Genomic DNA, 24,427 nt, shown 5'->3' with positions numbered 1-24,427 from the left:
GAGTCAGAATTACATTACACGCATACCAGGTTGAGCACCTTCGTGTGGCTCAAGGATCCATAGGTCGCTGCCGCCAGGGCCCGCTGCTAGGATCATGCCTTCAGACATACCAAACTTCATCTTACGAGGTTTTAGGTTTGCTACCATTACAGTTAGCTTGCCTTCTAGCTCTTCAGGTTTGTATGCTGATTTGATACCAGAGAATACTTGGCGAGTCTCACCACCGATGTCCAGTTGGAACTTCAGTAGTTTGTTCGCTTTTGGTACTTCTTCACAAGAGATGATACGAGCAATACGCATGTCTACTGCTGCAAAGGCATCGAACTCAATCTCGTCTGCGATTGGCTCTTTGTCTAGCTCAGTTTGGCTTGCTTGCTCTTTTTCAGCTTCTGCTTTTTCTTTCGCTGCTGCTTCAGCGGCTGCATCTTCTTTAGAAGACTCAACCATTGCTTCCACTTTCTTAGGATCAATACGGTTGAATAGCGCTTTGAACTTAGTGATCTCGTGATCAGTTAGCGGAGTCGCAATCGCTTCCCACGTTAGCTCTTCGTTTAGGAAAGCTTCAGTGCGAGCTGCAAGCTCTGGCATTACTGGTTTCAGGTAAGCCATCAGTACGCGGAATAGGTTAATACCTACAGAAGAAACTTGTTGAAGCTCAGCTTCTTTGCCTTCTTCTTTTGCAAGAACCCAAGGTGCCTTTTCGTCGATGTACTGGTTAGCTTTATCCGCTAGTGCAGTGATTTCACGGATAGCACGGCTGAATTCACGAGTTTCGTATAGCTCACCGATACGCTCAGCAGCAGCAACGAATTCGTTGTATAGCTCAGGCTCTGCAAATTCAGCAGCTAGCTTGCCTTCAAAACGCTTAGTAATGAAGCCAGCGTTACGAGAAGCTAGGTTAACAATCTTGTTTACTACGTCAGCGTTTACACGTTGAGTGAAGTCTTCAAGGTTAAGATCTAAGTCATCGATGCGGCTGTTTAGTTTCGCAGCGTAGTAGTAACGTAGACATTCTGGGTCTAGGTGGTTTAGGTACGTGCTTGCTTTGATGAATGTGCCTTTCGACTTAGACATCTTCGCACCGTTCACTGTTACGTAGCCGTGTACGAATACGTTGTTTGGCTTACGGAAACCTGCGCCGTCTAACATTGCTGGCCAGAATAGGCTGTGGAAGTAAACGATGTCTTTACCGATGAAGTGGTAAAGCTCAGTTGTGCTGTCTTTCTTCCAGTATTCATCGAAGTTTAGATCGTCACGCTTGTCACATAGGTTCTTGAAAGAAGCCATGTAGCCAACAGGTGCGTCTAGCCATACGTAGAAGAACTTGTCTTTTTCGCCTGGGATTTCAAAGCCAAAGTAAGGTGCATCACGTGATATATCCCACTGTTGCAGACCAGACTCAAACCATTCCTGCATTTTGTTTGCAGTTTCATTCTGTAGAGAGCCAGAACGAGTCCACTCTTTAAGCATGCTTTCGAACTGAGGTAGGTCGAAGAAGAAGTGCTCAGAGTCTTTCATTACTGGAGTTGCGCCAGAAACCGCTGATTTAGGGTTAATTAGCTCAGTTGGGCTGTATGTCTCACCACAGTTATCACAGTTATCACCATACTGGTCTTCTGACTTACACTTAGGGCAAGTACCTTTTACGAAGCGGTCTGGTAGGAACATCTCTTTCTCAGGATCGAAAAGCTGAGAAATAGTACGGCTAGAAATGAAGCCGTTCTTTTTAAGTTCTAGGTAGATGTGAGAAGCCAGTTCACGGTTCTCTTCGCTGTGTGTGCTGTGGTAGTTATCAAAGCTGATATCAAAGCCAGCGAAGTCTTTTTGGTGCTCTTCACTAACAGCAGCGATCATCTCTTCTGGCGTGATACCCATCTGTTGAGCTTTAAGCATAATTGGCGTGCCGTGAGCATCGTCAGCACAGATGAAGTTTACAGTGTTGCCACGTAGACGCTGGTATCGAACCCAGATATCAGCTTGGATATGCTCAAGCATATGGCCAAGGTGAATAGAGCCGTTAGCGTACGGAAGCGCACAAGTTACCAAAAGTTGTCTTGGATCAGTTGCCATACTTAATAATTCGCTTTTTTGATAGGTATAAATTTGAGAGGTAATACTACTTTATAACGTGTGATACGCCAAGTTATCAGACAAAGGATTCCCCTAGTTTTTTAGGGGTTCAGTCTTCATCTCGTGGGTGATAGCATAAATAAAAAAAGGAGCCCCAATGCGTAACTTTACTTCTAAGCAAGATTTCTGTTCATGGTTGAATGAGTTCGAGTCACCAATCCTCATCCCAGAGTGGGCGCTACACCAAAATATTGTATCGGTTGATCCGCGTGGATCATTTGTTATCACCTTACCTTTTGCTGCTAATCAGCTTGCGGTTGAATTGGAACAGTGGATCCACTCTCAGATTGAACAACAGCTTGTTAGCGCTTTTCAGTTTGAAGTAAAAGTGAAGCCGTCTGCGCTGGAAACCACAGTCGCGACACCATTGAAGGGTGTTAAGAATATTATCGCCGTGACGTCGGCAAAGGGTGGGGTGGGTAAATCAACGACTTCAGTAAACCTTGCGCTCGCGTTATCTAAGTCAGGTTCAAAAGTGGGTTTGTTGGATGCGGATATCTACGGTCCATCAGTGCCTATGATGCTCGGCCAGCTAGACGCGAAACCAGAAGTACAGAACAACAAATGGATGATGCCCATCGAGGCACATGGCATTTTCACCCACTCTATTGGCTATCTTGTGTCGAAAGATGATGCGGCAATCTGGCGTGGCCCTATGGCAGCGAAGGCTTTGGGGCAGCTTGTTAATGAAACTGTATGGCCAGAGTTGGATTACCTTGTGATCGACATGCCACCGGGTACCGGTGATATTCAGCTGACGTTATCGCAACAGATCCCAGTGACTGGGGCTGTAGTGGTGACCACTCCTCAAGATTTGGCGCTAGCGGATGCACGTAAAGGCGTAGCGATGTTCGATAAGGTAAGCGTGCCAGTGGCAGGCTTAGTTGAAAACATGAGTTATCATATTTGTAGTCACTGTGGTGAGAAAGAGCATATTTTTGGTGCTGGTGGTGCAGAAGTTATGTCAGAAGAATTTTACCTCGATATTTTGGCACAGATCCCTCTTCATATTGATGTGCGAGAAGACATCGACGCAGGTTGCCCGACGGTGATTCGTCGTCCAGACAGTGAACATACACGTCACTACTTAGAGCTTGCTGAGAATGTGGCTGCGAAGATGTTCTGGACCGGTAAGGCGAGACCAGAGGCGATTAACTTTTCTTTGGTTGAATAGCGAAAGATAATCAAAAAGTTGTGTTAATCATGTTGGATTAGATAAACAACGCTTGGATTTAGGCTGATAGCCATTGGGGTTGTGCAAATAGTTGTAGGCAAGTTATTTGAAAGCAAACGATTGTATTCATTAAAAGCATTGATATCATCAATTTGACTGCAATTAGCTAAAATGGCGACTAGAATCTATGTGCTTTAGCCCCTATAATCAGGCGGTTTATCTCTTCCCACCACCAAACCATATCGGGTGCAAAATTAATGTCTGATAATAATCAATGTGTCATCGTAGGTATCGCTGGCGCTTCAGCTTCAGGAAAAAGTCTGATTGCTAGTACAATTTATAATGAATTGCGCGAAAAAGTAGGCGACCATCAAATTGGTGTTATCACGGAAGATTGCTATTACAGCGACCAAAGCCACTTGAGTATGGAAGAGCGTGTTAAAACTAACTACGATCACCCAAATGCACTAGATCATGATCTTTTATGTGAACATCTACAGCAACTAATGAGTGGCAACGCCGTAGAAGTTCCTGAATACAGCTACACAGAGCACACACGTACTTCTGAAACGACTACACTTACTCCAAAGAAAGTGATCATTTTAGAGGGTATTCTGCTTCTAACAGACCCGCGCCTTCGTAAACTAATGCACGCAAGTGTATTTATGGATACACCATTAGACATCTGTCTACTACGCCGTGTTAAGCGTGATGTAGAAGAGCGTGGTCGCACAATGGACACTGTACTTAAGCAATACCAAGAAACAGTACGTCCAATGTTCATGCAGTTTATCGAGCCTTCAAAACAACATGCAGACATCATCGTTCCTCGTGGTGGTAAAAACCGTATTGCGATTGATGTACTAAAAGCGCACATTGCGAAGTTGTTGAAGTCTTAATCGAATAAAATTTTGCCTAAGTGACTCACTTAGCTTTATTTTTTACCGAATCAGTGGCACTTTTATAGTGCCACTTTCTTTTGGAATCTAAGCAAGGAATATGCGGATGAAGAAACTACTCATTTTCATAGCTGTACCAGTGTTTGTTGTCGTTGCAGCAATTCTGGCACTAGTGCTGTTAGTGAATCCCAACCAATTTAAGCCATTAATTGTCGAACAAGCTCAAAAACACACAGGCCTAGAGCTTGTGATCGAGGGTGATATCAGCTGGCAATTCTTCCCATCGATTGGCTTTGAACTTGGTCAAACTGAATTACGTAATCCTGAAGGGTTCACCCAACCAAACCTATTCAAGGTTGATACCGTTGGCGTTGATGTTTCGGTTACTCCGCTATTTAGTAACCAACTAGAGATCGGCAACATTACTCTAGATGGTGCAGAATTCTATTTAGAAACGCTTAAAGATGGTCGCAAGAACATTGATGCACTAACGCAAGCGTCAGCGCCTCAAGGATCTGAGCCTGCAGCAGATACAAGTTCTGAATCCGCGCCTGCCCCTCAAGAGCAAACTACCACAGACGCATCGGGCTGGACGATCAACCTTGCAGGCGTAACTGTATCAAACGCATTGTTTGAAATGGATGACAAGCAAGCGGGTTCATTCACTAAGCTATACGATGTGTCTTTGAATCTTTCTGAGTTTGCCGTTGATACATGGACAACCGCGACATTTGCGGCTTCTGGTGAGAACAATCAACAGAAGTTCTCTGCACAAGGCAGTGCAGAATTCAAATTAGCTGAAGGCTTCGCAAGTTACGCACTTCGTAATATCGACTTAAACGCTAAGTTCAATGATCCAGCGACGTCGATTGAGTCAGCAAAAATTGGCTTGAATACGTTTGAGTTTGATAAGGTAAACCAACTGACTTACGCCGTAATCGGTAATGCGGCTGGCCTTGACCTTGATCTTAAAGGTGGCGGTGAACTTACGGTTGATAGCGCGATTTCAAAAGTAACGCTGAACAAATTAACGTTAGACTCAACATTCAAAGGCGATACGCTTCCTCAGTCTCCAATGAAAGTCGACATGCTGTCTGACTTAAGCTTCGATCTTAACAAGAGCCACCTGAGCTTTGTGTTAGAGAAGCTACAAGCTAACGCTATTGCATTAGACGGTAAAGCAGACGTAACCCTATCTGAAATACCAAAGGTTCGTTTCTCTCTTCATAGCCCGAATATTGATTTAGATGAATTCCTAGGCTTAGGCAATACAACAGAAACCGCGAGCACAGCGCCTTCTGGTTCTGCTGGTGGCTCAACGTCAAACTCAGGTAGCTCTGCTCCTGCTAAAGAAGTGGAACCTGATCTGTCGGCTCTGAAAACGTTAGACGTGAAAGGTGACATTACGATTGATAAGTTCAAGGCGAACAACGCGAAAATGCAGAATGTTAAAACGGCATTTTCGGTTAACCGTGGTATCGCAGAGCTAACTTCATTCACATCGAATCTTTACCAAGGCTCTATTTCAGCTACGGCTAAGCTAGATGCTCGTAAAACACCGGCAACTTACACGGCTAAGAAGAAAATTAAAGGCGTGAAAGTACAACCGTTACTGGTTGATGTTGCAGATAACGATATGCTGGAAGGTACCGGTAATATTGATGTCAACGTGAAAGGTAAGAGCTTAACTCCAACAGGAATCAAGAAGAACCTTGTCGGTACTATCGCGATTAACTTTGAAGATGGTGCGGTTAACGGCATCAACGTAGCTCAACTGATTCGAGAAAACTACGCTAAGATCAAGGGCGAGAAAGTTGAAAGCACAAATGAAGCTCAAAAAACGGACTTCAGTGCAATGAAAGCGACGCTGAAAGTGGATAAAGGTTGGGTTTCAACTAACGACTTATCAGCACAGTCGCCACTGTTACGTGTGACAGGTCAAGGTAAAGCAAACTTCATCAATGAAACGGTCGACTTCCTTGTGCGTACATCAATTGTGGGTTCACTTGAAGGTCAGGGCGGTAAGAGCATTGACGACCTGAAAGATGTGACAATCCCAATTAAGGTAACTGGCCAGTGGGCTGACCCGAAATTCGCACTTGTTTTTGATGATGTATTGAAGCAGAAAGCACAGAAAGAAATTGACCGTGGTGTGAACAAGCTAACGGACAAGATCAAAGACGAGAAAACTAAAGAAGCAGTTGATGGTTTATTGAAAGGTTTCTTTAACTAAACGTTTTTAACTCATATATAAAAGAAGCGCCATTCCTACTGTAGGAATGGCGCTTTTGTTTGGGTGCTTATAATACTTTCGAGAGATTCCCTATGACACGCGTCACTCGCTCTAGGGGATGAAGACAGGTCTCGTCCTTTGTTCAAGGGCGTGAAAGTCTAGTGGTCGTCATCCTTGAGAGGGAAGAATGACCGAGTCGGGGATCTCTGGTTGAGTGCGATTACCAGTCAACGCCTTGAAGCGCTTTTACACCAGACTCGAAAGCGTGTTTAACGTTACGAACTTCAGACACGGTATCGGCCATGTCCGTTAAAGTTCGGTGCGCGCCACGGCCAGTAATGATCACGGATTGCATTTTCGGACGGTTGTTTAGAGCTTCTACCACTTCATCCAGTTCAATGTAGCCGTAACTCACCATGTAAGTCAGCTCATCAAACAGAATTACATCAATCGACTCATCGGCTAGCATACGCTGACACTCTTTCCACACGCGCTGGGCGGCTTCGATATCTTGAGCCTTGTTTTGAGTTTCCCAAGTAAAGCCAGTACCCATCACTTGGAACTCTACATCGAGCTTTTGAAGAACGTTCTTTTCACCGTTATCCCAAGTCCCTTTTACAAACTGAGCGACGGCACACTTCTTACCATGACCGACTGCACGTGTAATCGTACCAAAGCCGGATGTTGATTTACCTTTACCGTTACCAGTAATGACCAGCAATAGGCCTTTTACTTCTTGCGCTGCAGCGACACGAGCATCGACTTGTTCTTTTACTTTCTGTTGTCTTGCTTTGTGGCGTTGTTCTTTGTTGTCTTCAGTCGACATAACAAATCCTTTTAAGTTGTGATTGCGCCTATCATAGCCTAACTTAACGATAGCAAAAACCATCGGAAGAACAGGTGATTAGGGATGAAGAAGATACTCGTAGTTTGTATGGGGAATATTTGTCGTTCTCCAACAGGTGAAGCGGTGCTAAGGAAGAAAGCGCAAAAGCTAGATATTGACGTTGTGGTCGACTCTGCGGGGACGATTGGTTTTCATCAAGGCAACCCGCCAGACCCGCGTTCGAAATCTGCAGGAGAGAAGCGAGGTTACAGCTTTAAGGGGATAACTTCTCGTAAAGTGGTTGATCATGACTTCGAAGAATTTGACCTGATACTTGCGGCCGATAGGGCGAATTTAGATGATTTAATGAGCCAGTGTCCCGCTCATCTCCAATACAAGCTTGCGTTATTTTTAAGCTTTGGAGAGTCACAATATCAAGAGATCCCCGATCCGTATTATGGTGAGGGAAATGGCTTTGAATTGGTGTTGGATTTAGTCGAAGAGTCTAGCGAAGCGATACTGCGTTCAATGTAGTGTGGAAGCAATGTACGTCGTTTTGTGATCAGCGTAAGGGCTGCCCGATGATAGGTATAAAAAGGCCGACATTCAATGTCGGCCTTTCTAAATCTAACTTAAAGCTACAGCTAAGATTACTTAGACATTACCTTGTAGATTGGGTCTTCTGCAACGTTCGCTTCCACTAAGCTACCTGCCTTGTGCAGCATAGCAACACAGTCTTGGCTTAGGTGGCGAAGGTGAAGTGTTTTACCTAGCGCCGCGTAACGGTCAGCAATCGTGTCGATCGCTTCAATTGCAGAGTGGTCAGTAACGCGTGAATTTGCGAAATCAACGATTACATCTTGTGGATCGTTGTAAGCGTCAAACAACTCTAGGAAGTTAGCCGTCGAACCAAAGAAGATTGGACCGTTAACTTTGTACTCTTTTGAGCCTTCAGCGTTTACTGATGTATCTGCGTAGATGTGTTTAGCATGTTGCCAAGCAAACATTAGCGCAGAAGCTACAACACCAACACCTACTGCCACAGCAAGGTCAGTCAGTACGGTTACTACGGTAACAAGAACGATAACGAAGAAGTCTTGTTTCGGAACGCGACGCGCAAGCTTGAAGGTTGCCCATTCAAATGTGCCGATAACAACCATGAACATTACGCCCACAAGTGCTGCTAGAGGAATCATTTCAATCAGTGCAGAACCGAACAGGATGAACATCAGTAGTGCAACTGCGGCTACGATACCTGAAAGACGACCACGACCACCTGAGTTTACGTTGATCATCGATTGACCGATCATCGCACAACCACCCATCGCACCGAATACAGAACACGTTACGTTAGCCATACCTTGACCAACACATTCACGGTTTGATTGACCACGAGTGTTTGTCATTTCGTCTAGTACTGTCAGTGTCAGCAGAGATTCAATCAGGCCGATAGCCGCAAGGATAATTGCGTAAGGCAGGATGATCTGTAGTGTCTCTAAAGAAAACGGAACAGCAGGAATTGAGAATGTTGGTAGAGAGCCCGCTAGCGTAGCAGCTTCGTCACCAGACATGGTACGTAGGAAGTCGACTACAGTGCGAGTTTCAAGGTCAAGACCCACAACCAAAGCTGTTACTGTAACAATAGCAACCAATGAAGATGGTACTGCTGTTGTTAGCTTAGGTAGGAAGTGGATGATAGCCATTGTAAGGGCTACTAGACCTAGCATTAGTGTCATTTGACCGCTTGGTAACCAAGTCAACGCACCTGTTACGTCTGGAGCTTTAAATTGACCAAGCTGAGCTAGGAAGATAACAATGGCCAAACCGTTCACGAAACCAATCATTACTGGGTGTGGAACGATACGGATAAATTTACCTAGTTTAAATACACCCGCTGCAATTTGCAGAAGGCCAGCCAGCATAACGGCTGCGAATAGGTATTGAACACCATGGGTTGCCACTAGGCTCACCATTACAACGGCCATTGCGCCGGTTGCGCCAGAAATCATACCTGGACGGCCGCCAAAGACAGAAGTGATTAAACCTACGATGAATGCTGCGTAAAGACCAACCATTGGGTCAACGCCAGCAACAAAGGCGAATGCTACAGCTTCAGGTACCAGAGCTAGGGCTACTGTAAGACCTGAAAGCACGTCATTCTTTACAGAGTGCTTTGAAAATTGTGGGAATTCGAACATGTTTGCTCAGCTATGCTTAAGATGGATTTACCGACACGGGTGTATTGCGTAGCCAAACAGTGATGGAAAAGAGCGGCAATAGCGAAGTGTCGAAAAGATAAGTGCGCGAATGCTACCCAAAAATGTGATTAAGTTCAAGGTTGAACCTAACTTTGAGTAATATATCTGTTAATTTTTATTCGATTAGTAGATATGAAAAAGGCTGCTTTAATAAGCAGCCTTTGATTCTATTTACTTACGATTATCTATCAGTAATCACTAGTAGTTTGGCTTAGTCATCGCCGCGCCAGCTTTGTTCGACGCTGCCTGACTGCCTGCACCTTTCGATACAAAACGTTCAGTGCGGAACGGAGCTGCAATCACTTCAATCTCTTTGATCTCTTGAGGACCAGGAGCTTTAGTCATTGGTGAACCGGCTTGCTTCTTAGCAACAGTTGCCTTTGGTGCCGCTTTAGGAGCTTCTGCTTTAACAACAGGTGCTTCTTCAACTTTTGCACTTTCAGCTTTAGGCGCTTCAGCTTCAGCAACTGGTGTTGCTTCTGCTTGCACAGCTTCGGCTACAACAGGCGCTTCAACTTTCGTCGTTTCTGCAATCACTGGAGTTTCAACTTTCGCAGTTTCAACGACCACTGGTGCTTCTTCAACGACTGCAGGAGCTTCAACAGCAGCTTCTTCGCGACGGATGATCACTTTACCCATAGCCAGTTCAGGACATGCGAAGCCGCCAACCATTGCTACGTTGCTTTGTGGTGTCGTCTCAAGAGCAACATTCTGCTCTTGAACAGATGTTTGAGCTTCAGCTGCTACTTGAACTTCAGCCACTTCAGGTTTTGCCTGCTTGTGGTGAGGTTTTGGAATGAAGCGAGGCATCACTTTACCCATAGCCATCTCTGGAGAAGCTACACCACCTTTACGAAGGCGGAATGGGTTAGGGCGACGATCACGACCGCGACGACGACGTTGACCACTTGCACGTAGGTGACGTGGAGAACGGCGGTTACGACGTTGTTTCGGCTCTTCCTGTTCAGTTTGCTCTGCATTCGCTTGAGTTGCTTCTACTTGTTCCGCAACTTTTTGCTCTTGAGCTACAGATTGTTCTTTAGCAACAACCTGTTCTTTTGAAGCGTTATCTTCAGCTTGAGCTTGTTGGTCTTTAACACGAACTTGCTTGTTCAGTTTACGACGCTGACGACGCTCTTTAATCTTAGCTGCTTTCGCTTCAGGTTTAGCCTTAGGCGCTTCCGGTTTACCAGCTTGTGCTTCTGCTGCTAGCTGTAGACCTTCTTCTGCTAATTTAGATGGTGCTTGCTCTTCGCGTTGCTTCTGCTCATCACGTGGCTTGTTGCGACGGTCTTGCTTAGGCTTACGAGGCTGACGAGTTTGCTGTGGAGCTGCTTCTTTTTGCTCTTCAGGCTTCTCATCACGAGCTGGCTTACGACGGCGTTTGTTGTCACGGTTTTCGTTACGATTGTCGCCACGTTCACCACGGTCGTTACGCTCACCACGTTGGTTACGACGACGGTTATCGTTACGATCACGGCGTTGACGGTTGCCGTTGTTGCGATTGTTTTTAGGTTTCTCTTCTTCTTTCTTCTCTTCTTCTTTTTTCTCTTCTTGAGTTGAAGAGCCAAATAAGAAGCTACCGATAGCTTTGAAGAAACGACCAATTAGGCCTGGTTCTTGAGTCGCTGCTGGTTCAGCTTTCTTCTCTTCAACAGCTTTAGGTGCTGGAGCAGGAGTCGGTGCTGATTGAGCAGGAGCTGCAAAGCCTTTCAGAGCAGGTTCTTCGATCTTCTTAGGACGAATAGTCTGTTCAGCTGGCTCTTTGCTTTCCGCTTCTTTTAGAGCTTCTAGCTTGTTAGGCAGCAAGTAAGACAGTAGATCGAACTCTTCACCTTCACGAACACGGATAACCTCAAAATGCGGCGTTTCCATGTCTGAGTTAGGAACAACAGTGATCTTAACTTCTTGATTCTTCTCGATGTGGTTTACTGAGCGACGTTTTTCGTTCAGAAGGTAAGAAGCGATTGGAACAGGTACAACAGCAAGTACTTGTGCTGTGTTGTCTTTTAGAGCTTCTTCTTCAATCAAACGTAGAACAGAAAGTGCTAGAGATTCGTTATCACGAACAACACCAGTACCTGTACAACGAGGACAAATGTGGTGGCTTGCTTCTGCTAGTGATGGGCTCAAACGTTGACGAGACATCTCTAGAAGACCAAAGCGAGAAATACGACCAATCTGAACACGTGCGCGATCTAAACGAACGGCATCACGTAGACGGCTTTCTACTTCGCGTTGGTGGCGAACCGGAGTCATATCGATAAAGTCGATTACAACAAGACCACCTAGGTCACGTAGACGTAATTGACGTGCAATTTCATCGGCAGCTTCTAGGTTAGTGTTAAGTGCTGTTTCTTCAATATCGCCGCCCTTTGTTGCACGAGCAGAGTTGATATCGATAGAAGTCAGTGCTTCTGTTGGGTCGATTACGATAGAACCACCAGATGGAAGACGAACTTCACGTTGGAAAGCAGATTCGATCTGGCTTTCAATCTGGTAATGGCTGAATAGTGGCACTTCACCATCGTATTTCTTAACGCGATTCATGAAATCTGGGCGTATTAATTGAATGTGCGCTTGAGCACGTTCAAAAATAGTATTGCTGTCGATTAGAATCTCGCCAATATCACGACGTAGGTAGTCACGAATTGCGCGAACAATAACGTTACTCTCTTGGTGAATTAGGAAAGGAGCTGCATTTGAATCAGAAGCTTGCTTGATAGCGCCCCAATGGTTCAATAGAACGTTTAGGTCCCACTCTAGCTCTTCTGCGCTTTTGCCAACGCCCGCTGTACGCACGATTAAGCCCATACCTTGAGGAAGCTCAAGAGTGCTCAATGCTGCTTTCAGTTGGGTGCGCTCATCACCTTCGATACGACGAGAAATACCGCCAGCACGAGGGTTATTAGGCATAAGAACTAAGTAACTACCAGCCAAAGAGATGAAAGTTGTCAGTGCAGCACCTTTGCTACCACGTTCTTCTTTCTCTACTTGTACGATTACTTCTTGGCCTTCTTTTAGCACTTCTTTAATGCTAGGACGGCCTTGGTATGTATAACCTTCAGGGAAGTATTCGCGGGCAATTTCTTTAAGAGGGAGGAAACCGTGACGTTCTGCGCCGTAATCAACGAATGCCGCTTCTAGGCTTGGTTCAATACGGGTAATACGTCCTTTGTAGATATTCGCTTTCTTTGACTCGTGACCTGGACTTTCGATATCTAGATCGAACAGTCGTTGGCCATCAACCAAAGCGACACGCAACTCTTCTTTTTGAGTTGCGTTAATTAACATTCTTTTCATTTAGAAATTCTCATTGTCTTTTCTTATTTTCATCATTGTTCTTATCGCTTTATTTCGTTTCTCATGGTGCCAGATCCCATGGCTTTATCGGTGCAGCCTCCCGGCTGGAGAGGGATGCTCTGGGGCACGTCAGTCATCATAGGGAGTTAGCCTATGATCCGCGATGTGGCGGTGAATACTCAACATGAGTGTACGTGAGTAGAGCGATAAGGAACTCAGTTGACCGTGTCTTACGCCGATTGCAGCACTGTCTAATCTGAGTTATCTACTCATTTACTTGCTTATGAATGGTTAGCTGTTTAAATAATAGTCAAACCACTGATAGCAGCTGTGAACTATAGCAGCGGTCGGTAAACACAGCAATCTGCTTTGTCGGAATGCTGTAAAAAAAACAGTTTTTGTTTGGGTTTTGATAGATCTAACTCACTGTCTATAAATAATTTATCAATTGATATTTTAATTTGCAGGAATCTTGGTGCTTTTTTGTTCGAAGAATCAAAGAAATATAGAACTTCAATGACCATTTTGGGATAGATCGGTAAGGATTAGGGATAAATAAGTTCGGAATAGGGCTAAGAAAATCTCAATTATCAAAAGTGACAGTGATACAATAGCGCAATGAGCGAAATTAGAACCCAAGTCCAATTCGTCGACATTGACGAAGATATGGCTGGTCAGCGTATTGATAACTTCTTACGCAACCAATTAAAAAACATCCCGAAAAGCATGATTTACCGAATCGTGCGTAAAGGCGAAGTCCGCGTAAATAAAAAACGCATCAAGGCTGAGTACAAACTAAAAGCTGGCGATTTAGTTCGTATCCCTCCGGTTACTATTGAAGAGAAAACAGAAGAGAACGTGCCGAGCACGAAACTCAACAAGGTTTCAGAATTAGAACAGTGCATCATTTATGAAGATGATCACATGCTAATTCTTAACAAACCATCTGGCACTGCTGTTCATGGTGGTAGCGGATTAAAGTTTGGCGCGATTGAAGCATTACGTGCTCTTCGTCCTGATGCTCGTTTTCTTGAATTAGTACACCGTATCGATAGAGATACGTCTGGCATTTTGCTTGTTGCTAAGAAGCGCTCGGCGCTAAGACACCTTCAAGCACAGTTCCGTGAAAAAACGGTTCAAAAATACTACTTCGCTTTGGTCATGGGCGAATGGAAGAACAGCTGTAAAGTCGTCAACGCACCTTTGTTAAAAAACGAAGTGAATAGCATTGTTCGAGTGAACCCGAATGGTAAAGCTTCTGAAACTCGCTTTAAGGTTTTAGAGAAGTTCCAAGAGGCGACGTTGATTCAAGCTAGCCCAATTACAGGCCGTACACACCAAATTCGTGTGCACGCTCAGTATACTGGTCACCCAATAGCTTGGGATGATCGCTACGGTGATCGTCGTTTTGACGCTTACACGGGCAAGGTTGGTCTTGATCGTCTGTTCCTACATGCAGCAAACATCAAGTTCACACATCCAGGTAGTGAAGAGAAGATGGATATCTCGGCGCCAATGGAAAGAAGGCTAGAGAAAGCCTTAACTGGTTTACGTAAGCTTTAAGAAGATACGAGATACGAGATACGAGATACGAGATACGAAGGTATAGAGTGCCTCTGAATTTGTTCTTCAGTATCCATAATTGAGAAAGGTTGACGAATTTCGTCAACCTTTTTTGTTTGTGCTTGTTACAAGAGATCCCCAACTCGCTCGTCCCTCGCTCTTGAGGATGACGATTTTTTCCTGAGTAAAGCCAGTCCGTGTTGCTATGGAGTCAATCAATTAGCTTGTTTATCGCCAAACTTGATTTTTCTCTATGAGCGAAGCGAGTCAGTATTATGATCACTTGCCAACGAAGGTAAGGGAATTAAGGCTAAATATGCAAAGGGCAGCTTTTACTGCTATCACTAATTTCTTTAGCTATTGGGATAATGTAGCGACCTTCGTCATTCCCTAGACTGACGAAGGAAGGAGTAGGGAATCTCTAACAAAGAGCGTATCCGTTACAGCACACTCATTCCTTGGGCACCTAACATATCGACGAGATCGATTAGCGGTAAGCCGATCAAAGTATTCGGGTCTTTACCTTCCATTTGTTTAAACAACGCGATGCCTAACCCTTCACACATAAAACTGCCCGCGCAGTAATAAGGCTGTTCTTTTTCAACATAACTTATGATTTGCTGCTCAGTTAAATCGCGGAAATGCACTACAAAGGTGTCGAGACGCGTGTCAGCTTCATTGGTTTCGTTGTTCCAAACCGAAAGCCCTGTATAAAAAGTAATGCTCTTGCCGCTTTGACGAGATAACTGCTCGATCGCTTTTTCTCGAGTATGAGGCTTACCTATGATCTCTCCATCAATCACACAAACCTGATCAGAACCGATGACTAAGCTAGGTTGCTCCACTGCACAAGACTTAGCTTTGGTCTCAGCAAGGCGCATCACCAGCTGTTGAGGCGTCTCTTCAGGAAGCGGCGTTTCATCGCAGTCTGGCTTGGCTGTAATGAAGCTTAACTGTAGTTTTTTGAGGATCTCTTGCCTAAATGGTGATGTAGAGGCTAAAACTAGTTGGTAATTTCTCATTTTAATTTACAATTCAAGGAAGCATTTATCTCAGGATAACGTAACTTGTCCTGCTATTCATAATGCTCTGAATAGGAAAGGCAGGAAAGTACATTTTTTTTGCCATTTCCTTTGACTAAACACGATTTGGAAGATAAGATTCGCGCCCTATGCAAAAGGAAAAAATACCGCGTACAGTTGATCCGGCAAGAACGGCTCAAAAACGACTCGATATGGATGGTATCATTCAGGTCAGTCTTTTGAAGCGTTTAACTGAAGCAACTGAAGGCGTAAAACGTGACGCGCAAGTCTCAATGTCATTTGGGCTTGATGAACAACGATTAGTCGTTATCTCTGGTAAAGCTAACGTCGAAGTCGATTTAGAGTGTCAACGTTGTAATGAGGTTTTCGCACATGAGTGCGATGTCCAATTTACTTATACTCCTGTTTACAGTGAGAAAAGTGAAGAGGAAGCACCGGAAGAGTACGATTTGGTAGATCTGAACGAGTACGGTGAGTTAGACCTGATTCAATTAGTTGAAGACGAGTTCATCCTTGGATTGCCACAAATAGCAATGCACGACGATGCGAAATGTAGCGTTAACTCAAATAACTTGGTGTTTGGTGAACTTCCTGAAGAAATTGAGGAAGACAAAAAGCCGAATCCATTTGATGTTTTAAAAAGCTTAAAGAAGTAATTACTTCTTTAAGAATTTACATAGGAGTAGGGTCAATGGCCGTACAAAAGAGCAAGAAATCACGTTCAATGCGTGGCATGCGTCGTTCACACGATGCGCTAACTACAGCTGCACTTTCTGTAGACGCAACTTCAGGTGAAACTCACCTACGTCACAACGTGACTGCCGAAGGTTTCTACCGCGGCAAAAAGGTTATCAACAAGTAAGGTTGACCTTTGCAAAATCTAACCGTTGCGCTTGATGCAATGGGCGGGGACTTCGGTCCTCGTGTAACAGTGCCTGCCGCCGTGCAGGCACTGTCGTATTTCCCAGAGCTAAAAGTCATTCTAATAGGTGATCGAAACGCGATCACATCTCAATTATCTTCATTAGGTCGAATGCCTGATTCTCGTTTGAGTATCCAGCATTGTGATCGAGTCATTTCCAATTCTGAAAAACCTTCACTAGCCTTACGTAATAGTCAGGGTAGCTCTATGCGTGCCGCTATCGATCTGGTTGCCGAATCACAGGCTGATGCTTGTGTGAGTGGTGGTAACACTGGCGCACTGATGGCTTTATCCCGTTTCAGACTCAAGCTTCTTCCCGGTATTGATAGGCCTGCATTGGTTTCAGCTTTGCCTACTGCATCCGGAAATCGCACATGGATGCTTGATTTAGGGGCGAACGTTTCTAGTGACGCAGATTCACTTTTTCAGTTTGCTGTCATGGGCAGTGCATTAGCAGAACAACATTTAGGTCGCGCACCACGTGTCGCTATCTTGAATATCGGTGCAGAAGAAATTAAAGGCAATGACCTTGTAAAACGATGCGCTGAAATGTTGTCTAATACTCAGTCTGTGAACTTCATAGGCTATATTGAAGGTAATCAATTACTTCAAGATGCTGCTGATGTCGTCGTATGTGATGGTTTTGTGGGCAATGTCTGCTTAAAAACGTGCGAAGGTACGGCTCAGCTCTTTATTGATAAGCTAAAAACGCGCATGATGGCTTCAACAATAAAGGGTTGGATAGCCAGAATGCTGTTTTCTGAGCTATTTACTGAATTAAAAACCTTGAACCCCGACCAGTATAACGGCGCAAGTTTGTTAGGATTGCGCGGCATTGTCATTAAAAGTCATGGAAGTGCTGATGTGTCTGCAGTCGTCAACGCGATTGGTGAAGCAGTACACGAGGTCAAACGACAAGTCCCCAGCCGCATTAGCGATCGTTTGGAAGCGGTTTTACTCGAGAGGCATTATTAGTCTTCATGTATAGCAAAATTTTAGGTACTGGCAGCTACTTGCCATCTCAGGTGCGTACTAACGCAGACTTAGAGAAAATGGTAGAGACTAGCGATGAGTGGATCGTTGCTAGAACAGGTATTAAAGAACGTCGTATTTCAGCGGAAAATGAAACCGTTGCGGATATGGCGTTTTACGCTGCTGAAAATGCCATTGAAATGGCAGGTATCGACAAAGAAGAGATTGATTTAATCATCGTTGCGACAACCAGCAGTAGCCATACATTCCCGTCTTCGGCGTGTCAGGTACAAGGCAAGCTTGGTATCAAAGGCTGCCCTGCGTTTGATTTGGCTGCGGCGTGTTCTGGTTTTGTCTACGCACTGTCTGTTGCTGATCAACACATCAAGACTGGCATGTGTAAGAACGTTTTGGTAATTGGTGCTGATGCACTGTCAAAAACCTGTGATCCGACTGACCGCTCTACTATCATCCTATTTGGTGATGCAGCAGGCGCGGTGGTTGTAGGCGCAAGCGAAGAGCCAGGTATTTTGTCTACTCATATTTACTCTGACGGTAAATACGGTGAGCTTCTAAGCTTAGAAGTACCAGAGCGTGGCGGTGATGCAGACAAATGGCTGCACATGGCGGGCAACGAAGTATTTAAAGTGGCGGTAACTCAGCTTTCTAAGCTAGTTAAAGACACATTAGCGGCGAACAATATGGATAAGTCAGAGCTTGATTGGTTAGTTCCACACCAAGCGAACTACCGTATTATCTCGGCAACCGCTAAAAAGCTGACGATGTCGCTTGATCAAGTAGTGATTACTCTTGATAAGCACGGCAACACGTCAGCAGCTACCGTACCAACGGCTCTAGATGAGGCTGTTCGCGACGGGCGAATTAAACGTGGTCAAACGCTTCTACTTGAAGCATTTGGCGGCGGCTTCACTTGGGGTTCTGCGTTAGTTAAATTCTAACCCCAAGCGATAATCAACAAACAAGGCACATAACTTATGTGCCTTATTCAATTTTTTGCTTTGCTTAAAGGAAAATTACAATGAGCAAGTTTGCTATCGTATTCCCAGGCCAAGGCTCTCAAGCTATCGGTATGCTTGCTGACCTAGGCGAACAGTATGATGTTGTAAAACAGACATTTGCTGAAGCTTCAGAAGCACTTGGTTACGATCTATGGGCATTGGTTCAAGATGGTCCAGTAGAAAATCTAAATGAAACTTTTCGCACTCAACCGGCTCTATTAACAGCGTCTGTTGCAATTTGGCGTGTATGGCAAGAGCTTGGCCTAGAGCAACCTGTAAATCTAGCAGGTCACAGCCTAGGTGAATACTCTGCACTTGTATGTGCTGGCGTTATCGACTTTAAAGAAGCGATCAAGCTGGTTGAACTACGTGGTCAATTGATGCAAGAAGCGGTTCCTGCAGGCGTTGGCGCAATGTACGCAATCATCGGTCTAGACGATGAAGCGATTGCTAAAGCGTGTGAAGAAGCGGCGCAAGACGAAGTTGTGTCTCCAGTTAACTTTAACTCTCCTGGCCAAGTTGTTATCGCGGGTAACAAAGCGGCAGTAGAGCGTGCTGGTGCACTGTGTAAAGAAGCGGGCGCTAAGCGTGCACTTCCGTTGCCTGTTTCTGTGCCATCTCACTGTGCACTAATGAAACCTGCAGCAGACAAGCTAGCGGTGGCTCTAGAAGCTCTAGAGTTCAACACCCCAGCACTGCCTGTTATCAATAACGTTGATGTTATTGCTGAAACAGACCCTGCAAAAATTAAAGACGCACTTGTTCGTCAGCTATACAGCCCAGTTCGTTGGACTGAAGGTGTACAAGCGATGAATGAGCAAGGCGTTGAGAAGCTACTTGAATTAGGCCCTGGTAAAGTTCTTACTGGTCTAACAAAACGAATCGTAAAAACTATGACAGCTGCTGCAGTTAATGACACTGCATCACTAGAAGCTGCTAAGTAAATAACCACTTAATAGAGAAGTTATGATGAATTTAGAAGGCAAAGTTGCACTAGTTACAGGCGCAAGCCGTGGCATCGGTCGTGCAATCGCTGAACTTTTAGTTGAGCGTGGTGCTAAAGTTATCGGTACTGCGACATCTGAAGGCGGCGCAGCTGCAATCAGCGAGTACCTTGGTGAGAACGGTAAAGGTCTTGCTCTTAATGTAACGGATACTGACTCAATTGCTGCTACACTGAAAACCATCAACGATGAATTCGGTGCGATTGACATTCTAGTTAACAACGCAGGTATCACTCGTGATAACCTACTGATGCGTATGAAAGACGACGAATGGAATGACATCATCGATACTAACCTAACGCCTATCTTCCGTATGTCTAAAGCTGTATTGCGTGGCATGATGAAGAAGCGTCAAGGCCGTATCGTAAACGTTGGTTCTGTAGTAGGTACTATGGGTAACGCTGGTCAAGCTAACTACGCAGCTGCAAAAGCAGGCGTAATTGGTTTTACTAAATCAATGGCTCGTGAGGTTGCGTCTCGTGGCGTTACAGTGAACACTGTAGCTCCTGGTTTCATCGAAACTGACATGACTAAAGCGCTAAATGATGACCAACGTGCAGCAACTTTGGCGAATGTACCAGCAGGTCGACTAGGTGACCCTCGCGAAATCGCTGAAGCTGTGGTATTTTTGGCGTCACCTGCGGCAGCTTATATCACAGGTGAAACACTTCACGTCAATGGCGGTATGTACATGGTGTAAATTATGTGCAACATTTGTGCATGATTTAAGTCAAGATCATACGTAATTTCGGTTAAAATCGTGAAAATTGTGGTTTGACCAGAAAAGTTGACCTTGCAACTTTCAATAGATTGAATAAACTACGGAAAACATCGCATAAAGCGAACTCTGTAAAGGAAAAGAAAAAATGAGCAACCTCGAAGAACGCGTAAAGAAAATCATTGTTGAACAGCTAGGTGTAGACGAAGCTGAAGTTAAAAACGAAGCTTCTTTCGTTGATGACCTAGGTGCAGATTCTCTAGACACAGTAGAGCTAGTAATGGCTCTAGAAGAAGAATTCGACACTGAAATCCCAGATGAAGAAGCTGAGAAAATTACTACTGTTCAAGCAGCTATCGATTACGTAACTAGCGCTCAGTAATAATCTCTCCCAGGCGGTCACCTCGACCGCCTGTGTTTTATCTAACTCATCTATCCTCATCTTAAATCACCTCAATCCCCGGAGTGTAAAATCGTGTCCAAGCGTCGTGTAGTTGTCACTGGCATGGGTATGTTGTCACCGGTAGGCAACACTGTAGAATCTTCTTGGAAAGCCCTGCTAGCTGGTCAAAGTGGTATCGTTAATATCGATCATTTTGATGCAACCAATTTCTCAACTCGTTTTGCAGGTCTAGTTAAAGACTTTAACTGCGAAGAGTATATGACTAAAAAAGATGCTCGTAAGATGGACTTGTTCATCCAGTACGGCGTCGCAGCAGGTATTCAAGCTTTAGATGATTCAGCCCTAACTATTACTGAAGAAAACGCTCCACGTGTGGGTGTTGCTATCGGTTCTGGTATTGGTGGTCTTGGTTTGATCGAAGCCGGTCACCAAGCTCTAACTGAAAAAGGCCCTCGTAAGATCAGCCCGTTCTTCGTACCGTCGACGATCGTGAATATGATTGCTGGTCACATGTCTATCATGCGAGGTCTACGCGGTCCAAACATCGCGATTTCTACTGCATGTACGACTGGCCTACATAACATTGGTCACGCGGCTCGTATGATTGCATACGGCGATGCAGACGCAATGCTAGCGGGTGGTGCTGAAAAAGCATCAACTCCACTAGGTATGGGCGGTTTTGGTGCGGCTAAAGCATTGTCTACTCGTAACGATGAGCCTCAAAAAGCTTCTCGTCCATGGGACAAAGGCCGTGACGGCTTCGTTCTTGGTGACGGTGCAGGCATGATGGTTCTTGAAGAGTACGAACATGCGAAAGCTCGTGGCGCTAAGATTTACTGTGAGCTAGTTGGCTTCGGTATGTCGGGTGACGCTTACCACATGACATCTCCAAGTGAAGATGGTTCAGGTGGCGCACTAGCAATGGAAGCGGCTATGCGTGATGCTGGCATTACTGGTGAACAAATCGGTTATGTAAACGCACACGGTACTTCGACTCCTGCAGGTGACGTAGCGGAAGTTAAGGGCATCAAGCGTGCTCTTGGCGAAGCAGGTAGCAAGCAAGTATTGGTTTCTTCTACGAAATCAATGACAGGCCACCTTCTAGGTGCTGCTGGTTCTGCTGAAGCTATCATCACGGCAATGTCTCTGGTTGACCAAATTGTTCCACCAACAATCAACCTAGATGATCCTGAAGAAGGCTTAGATATTGACTTAGTACCTCACACTGCGCGTGAAGTTAGCAACATGGAATATGCTGCATGTAACTCATTCGGTTTCGGTGGTACAAACGGCTGTTTGATCTTCAAAAAGATTTAATCATCTTATTAAAGACGTAAACACTCGTAGATAGTCACAATTAGACTTGTTTTTAAACGGCTTGATGCTTTAGCATTGAGCCGTTTCTTTTTATGGGGAAAAACATGTTTTGGGTTGATGGAGAAAGCCAGCAAACTATCGATATTTTGGATCGTTCGTTTCAATACGGAGACGGCTGTTTCACGACAATGCTCGTGAGTGATGGTGAGATACAACATTTTCACGATCATCAGCACCGTGTCGACGAATGCCTTAAAGCGCTGCGCATTTCTGCTCTTGATTGGGGTGTTATTAGTGTTTGGCTCGATACTGCGCTTCAACACATCCAAGATAACGATCTTCACGGCACAAAGAGCCTTGATGGTTCAGGCAAGCTCGATAACGCCAACAAACCTCATAATCAAAAAGCAGGGATCAAGCTGCACGTTAGCCGTGGCGCTGGCGGGCGTGGCTACAGTACCAAGAATATCGCCAAGCCGACAATCACCATCAGTACCTTTGATTACCCAAGCCATTATTCAGCGTGGCAAGACTCCGGTGTTGAACTCGGTATCTGTCATCAAGCGCTAGGTTTGAGCCCACTACTTGCTGGCCATAAGCACAATAATCGTCTTGAGCAGATTTTGATGAAAGATGAAATGGATCAGGCTAATGAAGTGGATGGTGTGGTTCTTGATATATCGGGCAATGTGATTGAAACCACTATGGCCAATCTGTTTTGGCGCAAAGGTCAGTCGATATACACACCTCAACTCACTCAAAGTGGTGTCGCGGGTGTTATGCGTAAGCAAGTGTTAACCGCGCTGAATCAAGCTGAACTTTCCGTTACAATTAGTGACTACTGCTTATCTCAACTCATGCAAGCTGATGAGGTTTTCATGACCAACTCCATTTTAGGGGTTGCCCCAGTTACCCGTATTAGTGATACCCAATTTAACATTGGAACCGTTACTCGTAGCCTTCAAGGACAACTAAACTCGTGATCAAAAAGTTATTTATTTTTATTATCTTGTGCTTAATCGCAGCCGGTGCTGCTGGTTTTTATGTTTACAACCAAGCGCAAGATAACCTGAAACAAGTTATTCAATTAGAAAAACCACAAGTCGTGACTGTTGCTTCAGGTAGCAGCTTTAACCGCGTTCTAGCCCAGTTGATTAACGAGGGGCTGTTTGAGGCTTCTCCTTACGAGAAATTAATCCGTAAGTTACATCCTGAGCTTGTAGACGTAAAAGCGGGTACTTTCCTGCTTGAACCGGGTTTAACCTTAGAGCAAGCGCTACAGGTGCTTGTAGAAGGGAAAGAACACCAGTTCACCATTACCTTTGTTGAAGGCAGTCGTTTTGACGAATGGCTTGTTCAGCTGAAAGACAACGAATTTATTCAACAAACGTTGGATGGTGTCTCTGAAAAAGAGATCGCTGAAAAGTTGGGTATTGAAAACGAAAAGCTAGAAGGTCTCTTTTTAGCAGAAACGTATCACTACACCTATGGCACCACTGATTTAGATTTATTGAAACGCGCGCATCGAGACCTAATGAGCGTGGTGAATGAAGAGTGGGAAAATCGAGCGGATAAACTTCCTCTTAAATCGCCATACGAAGCGTTAATTCTTGCGTCTATCATTGAGAAAGAGACCGCTGTTGCGTCAGAACGTGAGCGTGTTTCTTCTGTGTTTGTTAACCGCCTGAACAAGCGTATGCGTTTGCAAACTGACCCAACGGTTATCTATGGCATGGGTGACAGCTACGATGGCAACATCCGTAAGAAAGACTTACGCACGCCAACGCCTTACAACACCTATACAATGAGTGGCTTGCCACCGACCCCTATCGCTATGGCAGGCAAAGCGTCTATCAACGCGGCGTTGAATCCAGAGAAGAGCAACTATTTGTATTTCGTTGCGAGTGGAACAGGCGGTCACGTATTTTCAAAGAGTTTGACTGAGCATAACCGTGCAGTGCGAGCTTACTTAAAGCAATTAAGAAAAAACAGATAAAGAAATAATTATGAATCAGTCGAAATTTATCGTGGTTGAAGGCCTTGAAGGCGCTGGCAAAAGCACAGCAATCAATGCCATCGTTGAGACATTAAAAGCATCGGGTGTTGAGGATATTGTTAATACTCGCGAGCCGGGTGGTACGGTCTTAGCTGAAAAGATGCGTTCATTGGTTAAAGAAGAGCACGAAGGCGAGAAGCTTCAAGACATGACTGAATTGCTGCTGATGTATGCAGCACGTGTTCAATTAGTCGAGAACGTCATCAAGCCGGCACTCGACAATGGTCAATGGGTATTGGGTGATCGTCATGATATGTCTTCACAGGCATACCAAGGTGGTGGTCGCCAGATCGCGCGCACGACTATGGAATCACTGAAATCAACCACGCTAGGCGGTTTTAAACCCGATCTAACGCTATATTTGGACCTAGACCCTAGAGTAGGGCTAGAACGTGCTAGAGGCCGTGGTGAGCTTGATAGAATTGAAAAGATGGACATCTCATTTTTCGACCGCACGCGTGAGCGCTATCTAGAAATTGCAGAACAAGATGATTCTGTACTTGTGATTAACGCGCAGCAAGAAATTGAGCAAGTAGCCGCTGATATTAAAGTCGCGCTAACTGCTTGGCTCGACAAACAGTAGGTAG

The 24,427-nt window shown here is 44.9% G+C and carries 21 protein-coding genes; 16 read left to right on the top strand and 5 right to left on the bottom strand.

Going from position 1 to position 24,427, the window contains the following annotated elements:
• Nucleotides 1–9: 9 nt before the first annotated feature.
• Nucleotides 10–2,070 (bottom strand): methionine--tRNA ligase, encoded by a 2,061-nt coding sequence (gene metG / locus MSG35_RS17420; RefSeq protein ID WP_017062160.1) that lies wholly within the window; start codon nt 2,068–2,070, stop codon nt 10–12.
• 157 nt (nt 2,071–2,227) lie between these two features.
• Between metG and apbC the strand changes: the two genes are divergently transcribed.
• The 3 genes from apbC (at nt 2,228) to MSG35_RS17405 (ending at nt 6,436) form a co-directional block, all read left to right on the top strand.
• A complete protein-coding gene (gene apbC, locus MSG35_RS17415; protein WP_248384631.1) occupies nt 2,228–3,304 on the top strand; it encodes an iron-sulfur cluster carrier protein ApbC in 1,077 nt (358 codons plus the stop codon).
• Between the two features lie 257 nt (nt 3,305–3,561).
• Entirely contained in the window at nt 3,562–4,203 is a 642-nt protein-coding gene (udk, locus tag MSG35_RS17410) for a uridine kinase (RefSeq protein ID WP_004734002.1), read from the top strand.
• Nucleotides 4,204–4,309: 106 nt separating this feature from the next.
• Complete coding sequence (locus MSG35_RS17405; protein ID WP_248384630.1) at nt 4,310–6,436, top strand: AsmA family protein; 2,127 nt, start codon at nt 4,310–4,312, stop codon at nt 6,434–6,436.
• A gap of 220 nt (nt 6,437–6,656) precedes the next feature.
• Here the strand turns inward: MSG35_RS17405 and cobO are convergent, their stop codons facing one another.
• Nucleotides 6,657–7,262: a cob(I)yrinic acid a,c-diamide adenosyltransferase gene (gene cobO / locus MSG35_RS17400; protein ID WP_048610567.1), complete on the bottom strand. Its 606-nt coding sequence runs from the start codon at nt 7,260–7,262 to the stop codon at nt 6,657–6,659.
• Nucleotides 7,263–7,346: 84 nt separating this feature from the next.
• Here cobO and MSG35_RS17395 point away from each other — a divergent pair, with 84 nt between their 5' ends.
• Nucleotides 7,347–7,796 (top strand): low molecular weight protein-tyrosine-phosphatase, encoded by a 450-nt coding sequence (locus tag MSG35_RS17395; RefSeq protein ID WP_248384629.1) that lies wholly within the window; start codon nt 7,347–7,349, stop codon nt 7,794–7,796.
• A gap of 116 nt (nt 7,797–7,912) precedes the next feature.
• Here the strand turns inward: MSG35_RS17395 and MSG35_RS17390 are convergent, their stop codons facing one another.
• Nucleotides 7,913–9,460 (bottom strand): SulP family inorganic anion transporter, encoded by a 1,548-nt coding sequence (locus MSG35_RS17390; protein WP_019823563.1) that lies wholly within the window; start codon nt 9,458–9,460, stop codon nt 7,913–7,915.
• A 258-nt stretch (nt 9,461–9,718) separates the two neighbouring features.
• The gene (gene rne, locus MSG35_RS17385; protein WP_248384628.1) at nt 9,719–12,823 is read right to left on the bottom strand and encodes a ribonuclease E; all 3,105 of its coding nucleotides are present in this window, start codon (nt 12,821–12,823) and stop codon (nt 9,719–9,721) included.
• A gap of 618 nt (nt 12,824–13,441) precedes the next feature.
• On the opposite strand from rne, the gene rluC reads away from it, so the two are divergent.
• Nucleotides 13,442–14,386 (top strand): 23S rRNA pseudouridine(955/2504/2580) synthase RluC, encoded by a 945-nt coding sequence (rluC, locus tag MSG35_RS17380; protein ID WP_017054981.1) that lies wholly within the window; start codon nt 13,442–13,444, stop codon nt 14,384–14,386.
• 440 nt (nt 14,387–14,826) lie between these two features.
• Here the strand turns inward: rluC and MSG35_RS17375 are convergent, their stop codons facing one another.
• Entirely contained in the window at nt 14,827–15,408 is a 582-nt protein-coding gene (locus tag MSG35_RS17375) for a nucleoside triphosphate pyrophosphatase (protein WP_248384627.1), read from the bottom strand.
• Nucleotides 15,409–15,557: 149 nt separating this feature from the next.
• Here MSG35_RS17375 and yceD point away from each other — a divergent pair, with 149 nt between their 5' ends.
• From yceD to tmk, 11 genes are all read left to right on the top strand, one after another.
• The gene (yceD, locus tag MSG35_RS17370) at nt 15,558–16,085 is read left to right on the top strand and encodes a 23S rRNA accumulation protein YceD (protein ID WP_017062153.1); all 528 of its coding nucleotides are present in this window, start codon (nt 15,558–15,560) and stop codon (nt 16,083–16,085) included.
• 35 nt (nt 16,086–16,120) lie between these two features.
• Entirely contained in the window at nt 16,121–16,291 is a 171-nt protein-coding gene (gene rpmF / locus MSG35_RS17365) for a 50S ribosomal protein L32 (protein ID WP_004737376.1), read from the top strand.
• A 9-nt stretch (nt 16,292–16,300) separates the two neighbouring features.
• The gene (gene plsX / locus MSG35_RS17360; RefSeq protein ID WP_017062152.1) at nt 16,301–17,326 is read left to right on the top strand and encodes a phosphate acyltransferase PlsX; all 1,026 of its coding nucleotides are present in this window, start codon (nt 16,301–16,303) and stop codon (nt 17,324–17,326) included.
• A gap of 5 nt (nt 17,327–17,331) precedes the next feature.
• Nucleotides 17,332–18,282, top strand: a complete 951-nt coding sequence (locus tag MSG35_RS17355; protein ID WP_017054985.1) for a beta-ketoacyl-ACP synthase III — start codon at nt 17,332–17,334, stop codon at nt 18,280–18,282.
• A gap of 80 nt (nt 18,283–18,362) precedes the next feature.
• On the top strand, nt 18,363–19,286 hold the full coding sequence (gene fabD / locus MSG35_RS17350; RefSeq protein WP_017630537.1) for an ACP S-malonyltransferase: 924 nt from the start codon (nt 18,363–18,365) through the stop codon (nt 19,284–19,286).
• 25 nt (nt 19,287–19,311) lie between these two features.
• The gene (gene fabG, locus MSG35_RS17345) at nt 19,312–20,046 is read left to right on the top strand and encodes a 3-oxoacyl-ACP reductase FabG (protein ID WP_029235138.1); all 735 of its coding nucleotides are present in this window, start codon (nt 19,312–19,314) and stop codon (nt 20,044–20,046) included.
• A 166-nt stretch (nt 20,047–20,212) separates the two neighbouring features.
• A complete protein-coding gene (gene acpP / locus MSG35_RS17340; protein ID WP_004737381.1) occupies nt 20,213–20,446 on the top strand; it encodes an acyl carrier protein in 234 nt (77 codons plus the stop codon).
• 93 nt (nt 20,447–20,539) lie between these two features.
• Nucleotides 20,540–21,784 carry a beta-ketoacyl-ACP synthase II gene (fabF, locus tag MSG35_RS17335; RefSeq protein ID WP_010437291.1) on the top strand — a complete coding sequence of 415 codons (1,245 nt, stop codon included), beginning with the start codon at nt 20,540–20,542 and terminating at the stop codon, nt 21,782–21,784.
• 104 nt (nt 21,785–21,888) lie between these two features.
• A complete protein-coding gene (gene pabC / locus MSG35_RS17330) occupies nt 21,889–22,767 on the top strand; it encodes an aminodeoxychorismate lyase (RefSeq protein WP_248384626.1) in 879 nt (292 codons plus the stop codon).
• Nucleotides 22,764–23,780, top strand: a complete 1,017-nt coding sequence (gene mltG, locus MSG35_RS17325) for an endolytic transglycosylase MltG (protein WP_017062149.1) — start codon at nt 22,764–22,766, stop codon at nt 23,778–23,780. The genes pabC and mltG overlap by 4 nt, the downstream gene beginning before the upstream one ends.
• A gap of 10 nt (nt 23,781–23,790) precedes the next feature.
• Complete coding sequence (gene tmk, locus MSG35_RS17320) at nt 23,791–24,423, top strand: dTMP kinase (protein WP_019821240.1); 633 nt, start codon at nt 23,791–23,793, stop codon at nt 24,421–24,423.
• Nucleotides 24,424–24,427: the final 4 nt, after the last annotated feature.

It is taken from the genome of Vibrio sp. 1CM23M, assembly GCF_023161755.1.
Classification (GTDB): Bacteria; Pseudomonadota; Gammaproteobacteria; order Enterobacterales; family Vibrionaceae; genus Vibrio; species Vibrio coralliirubri.
The sequence above is the reverse complement of the archived record's forward strand: the minus strand, read 5'-3'. Positions and strand labels throughout refer to the sequence as shown.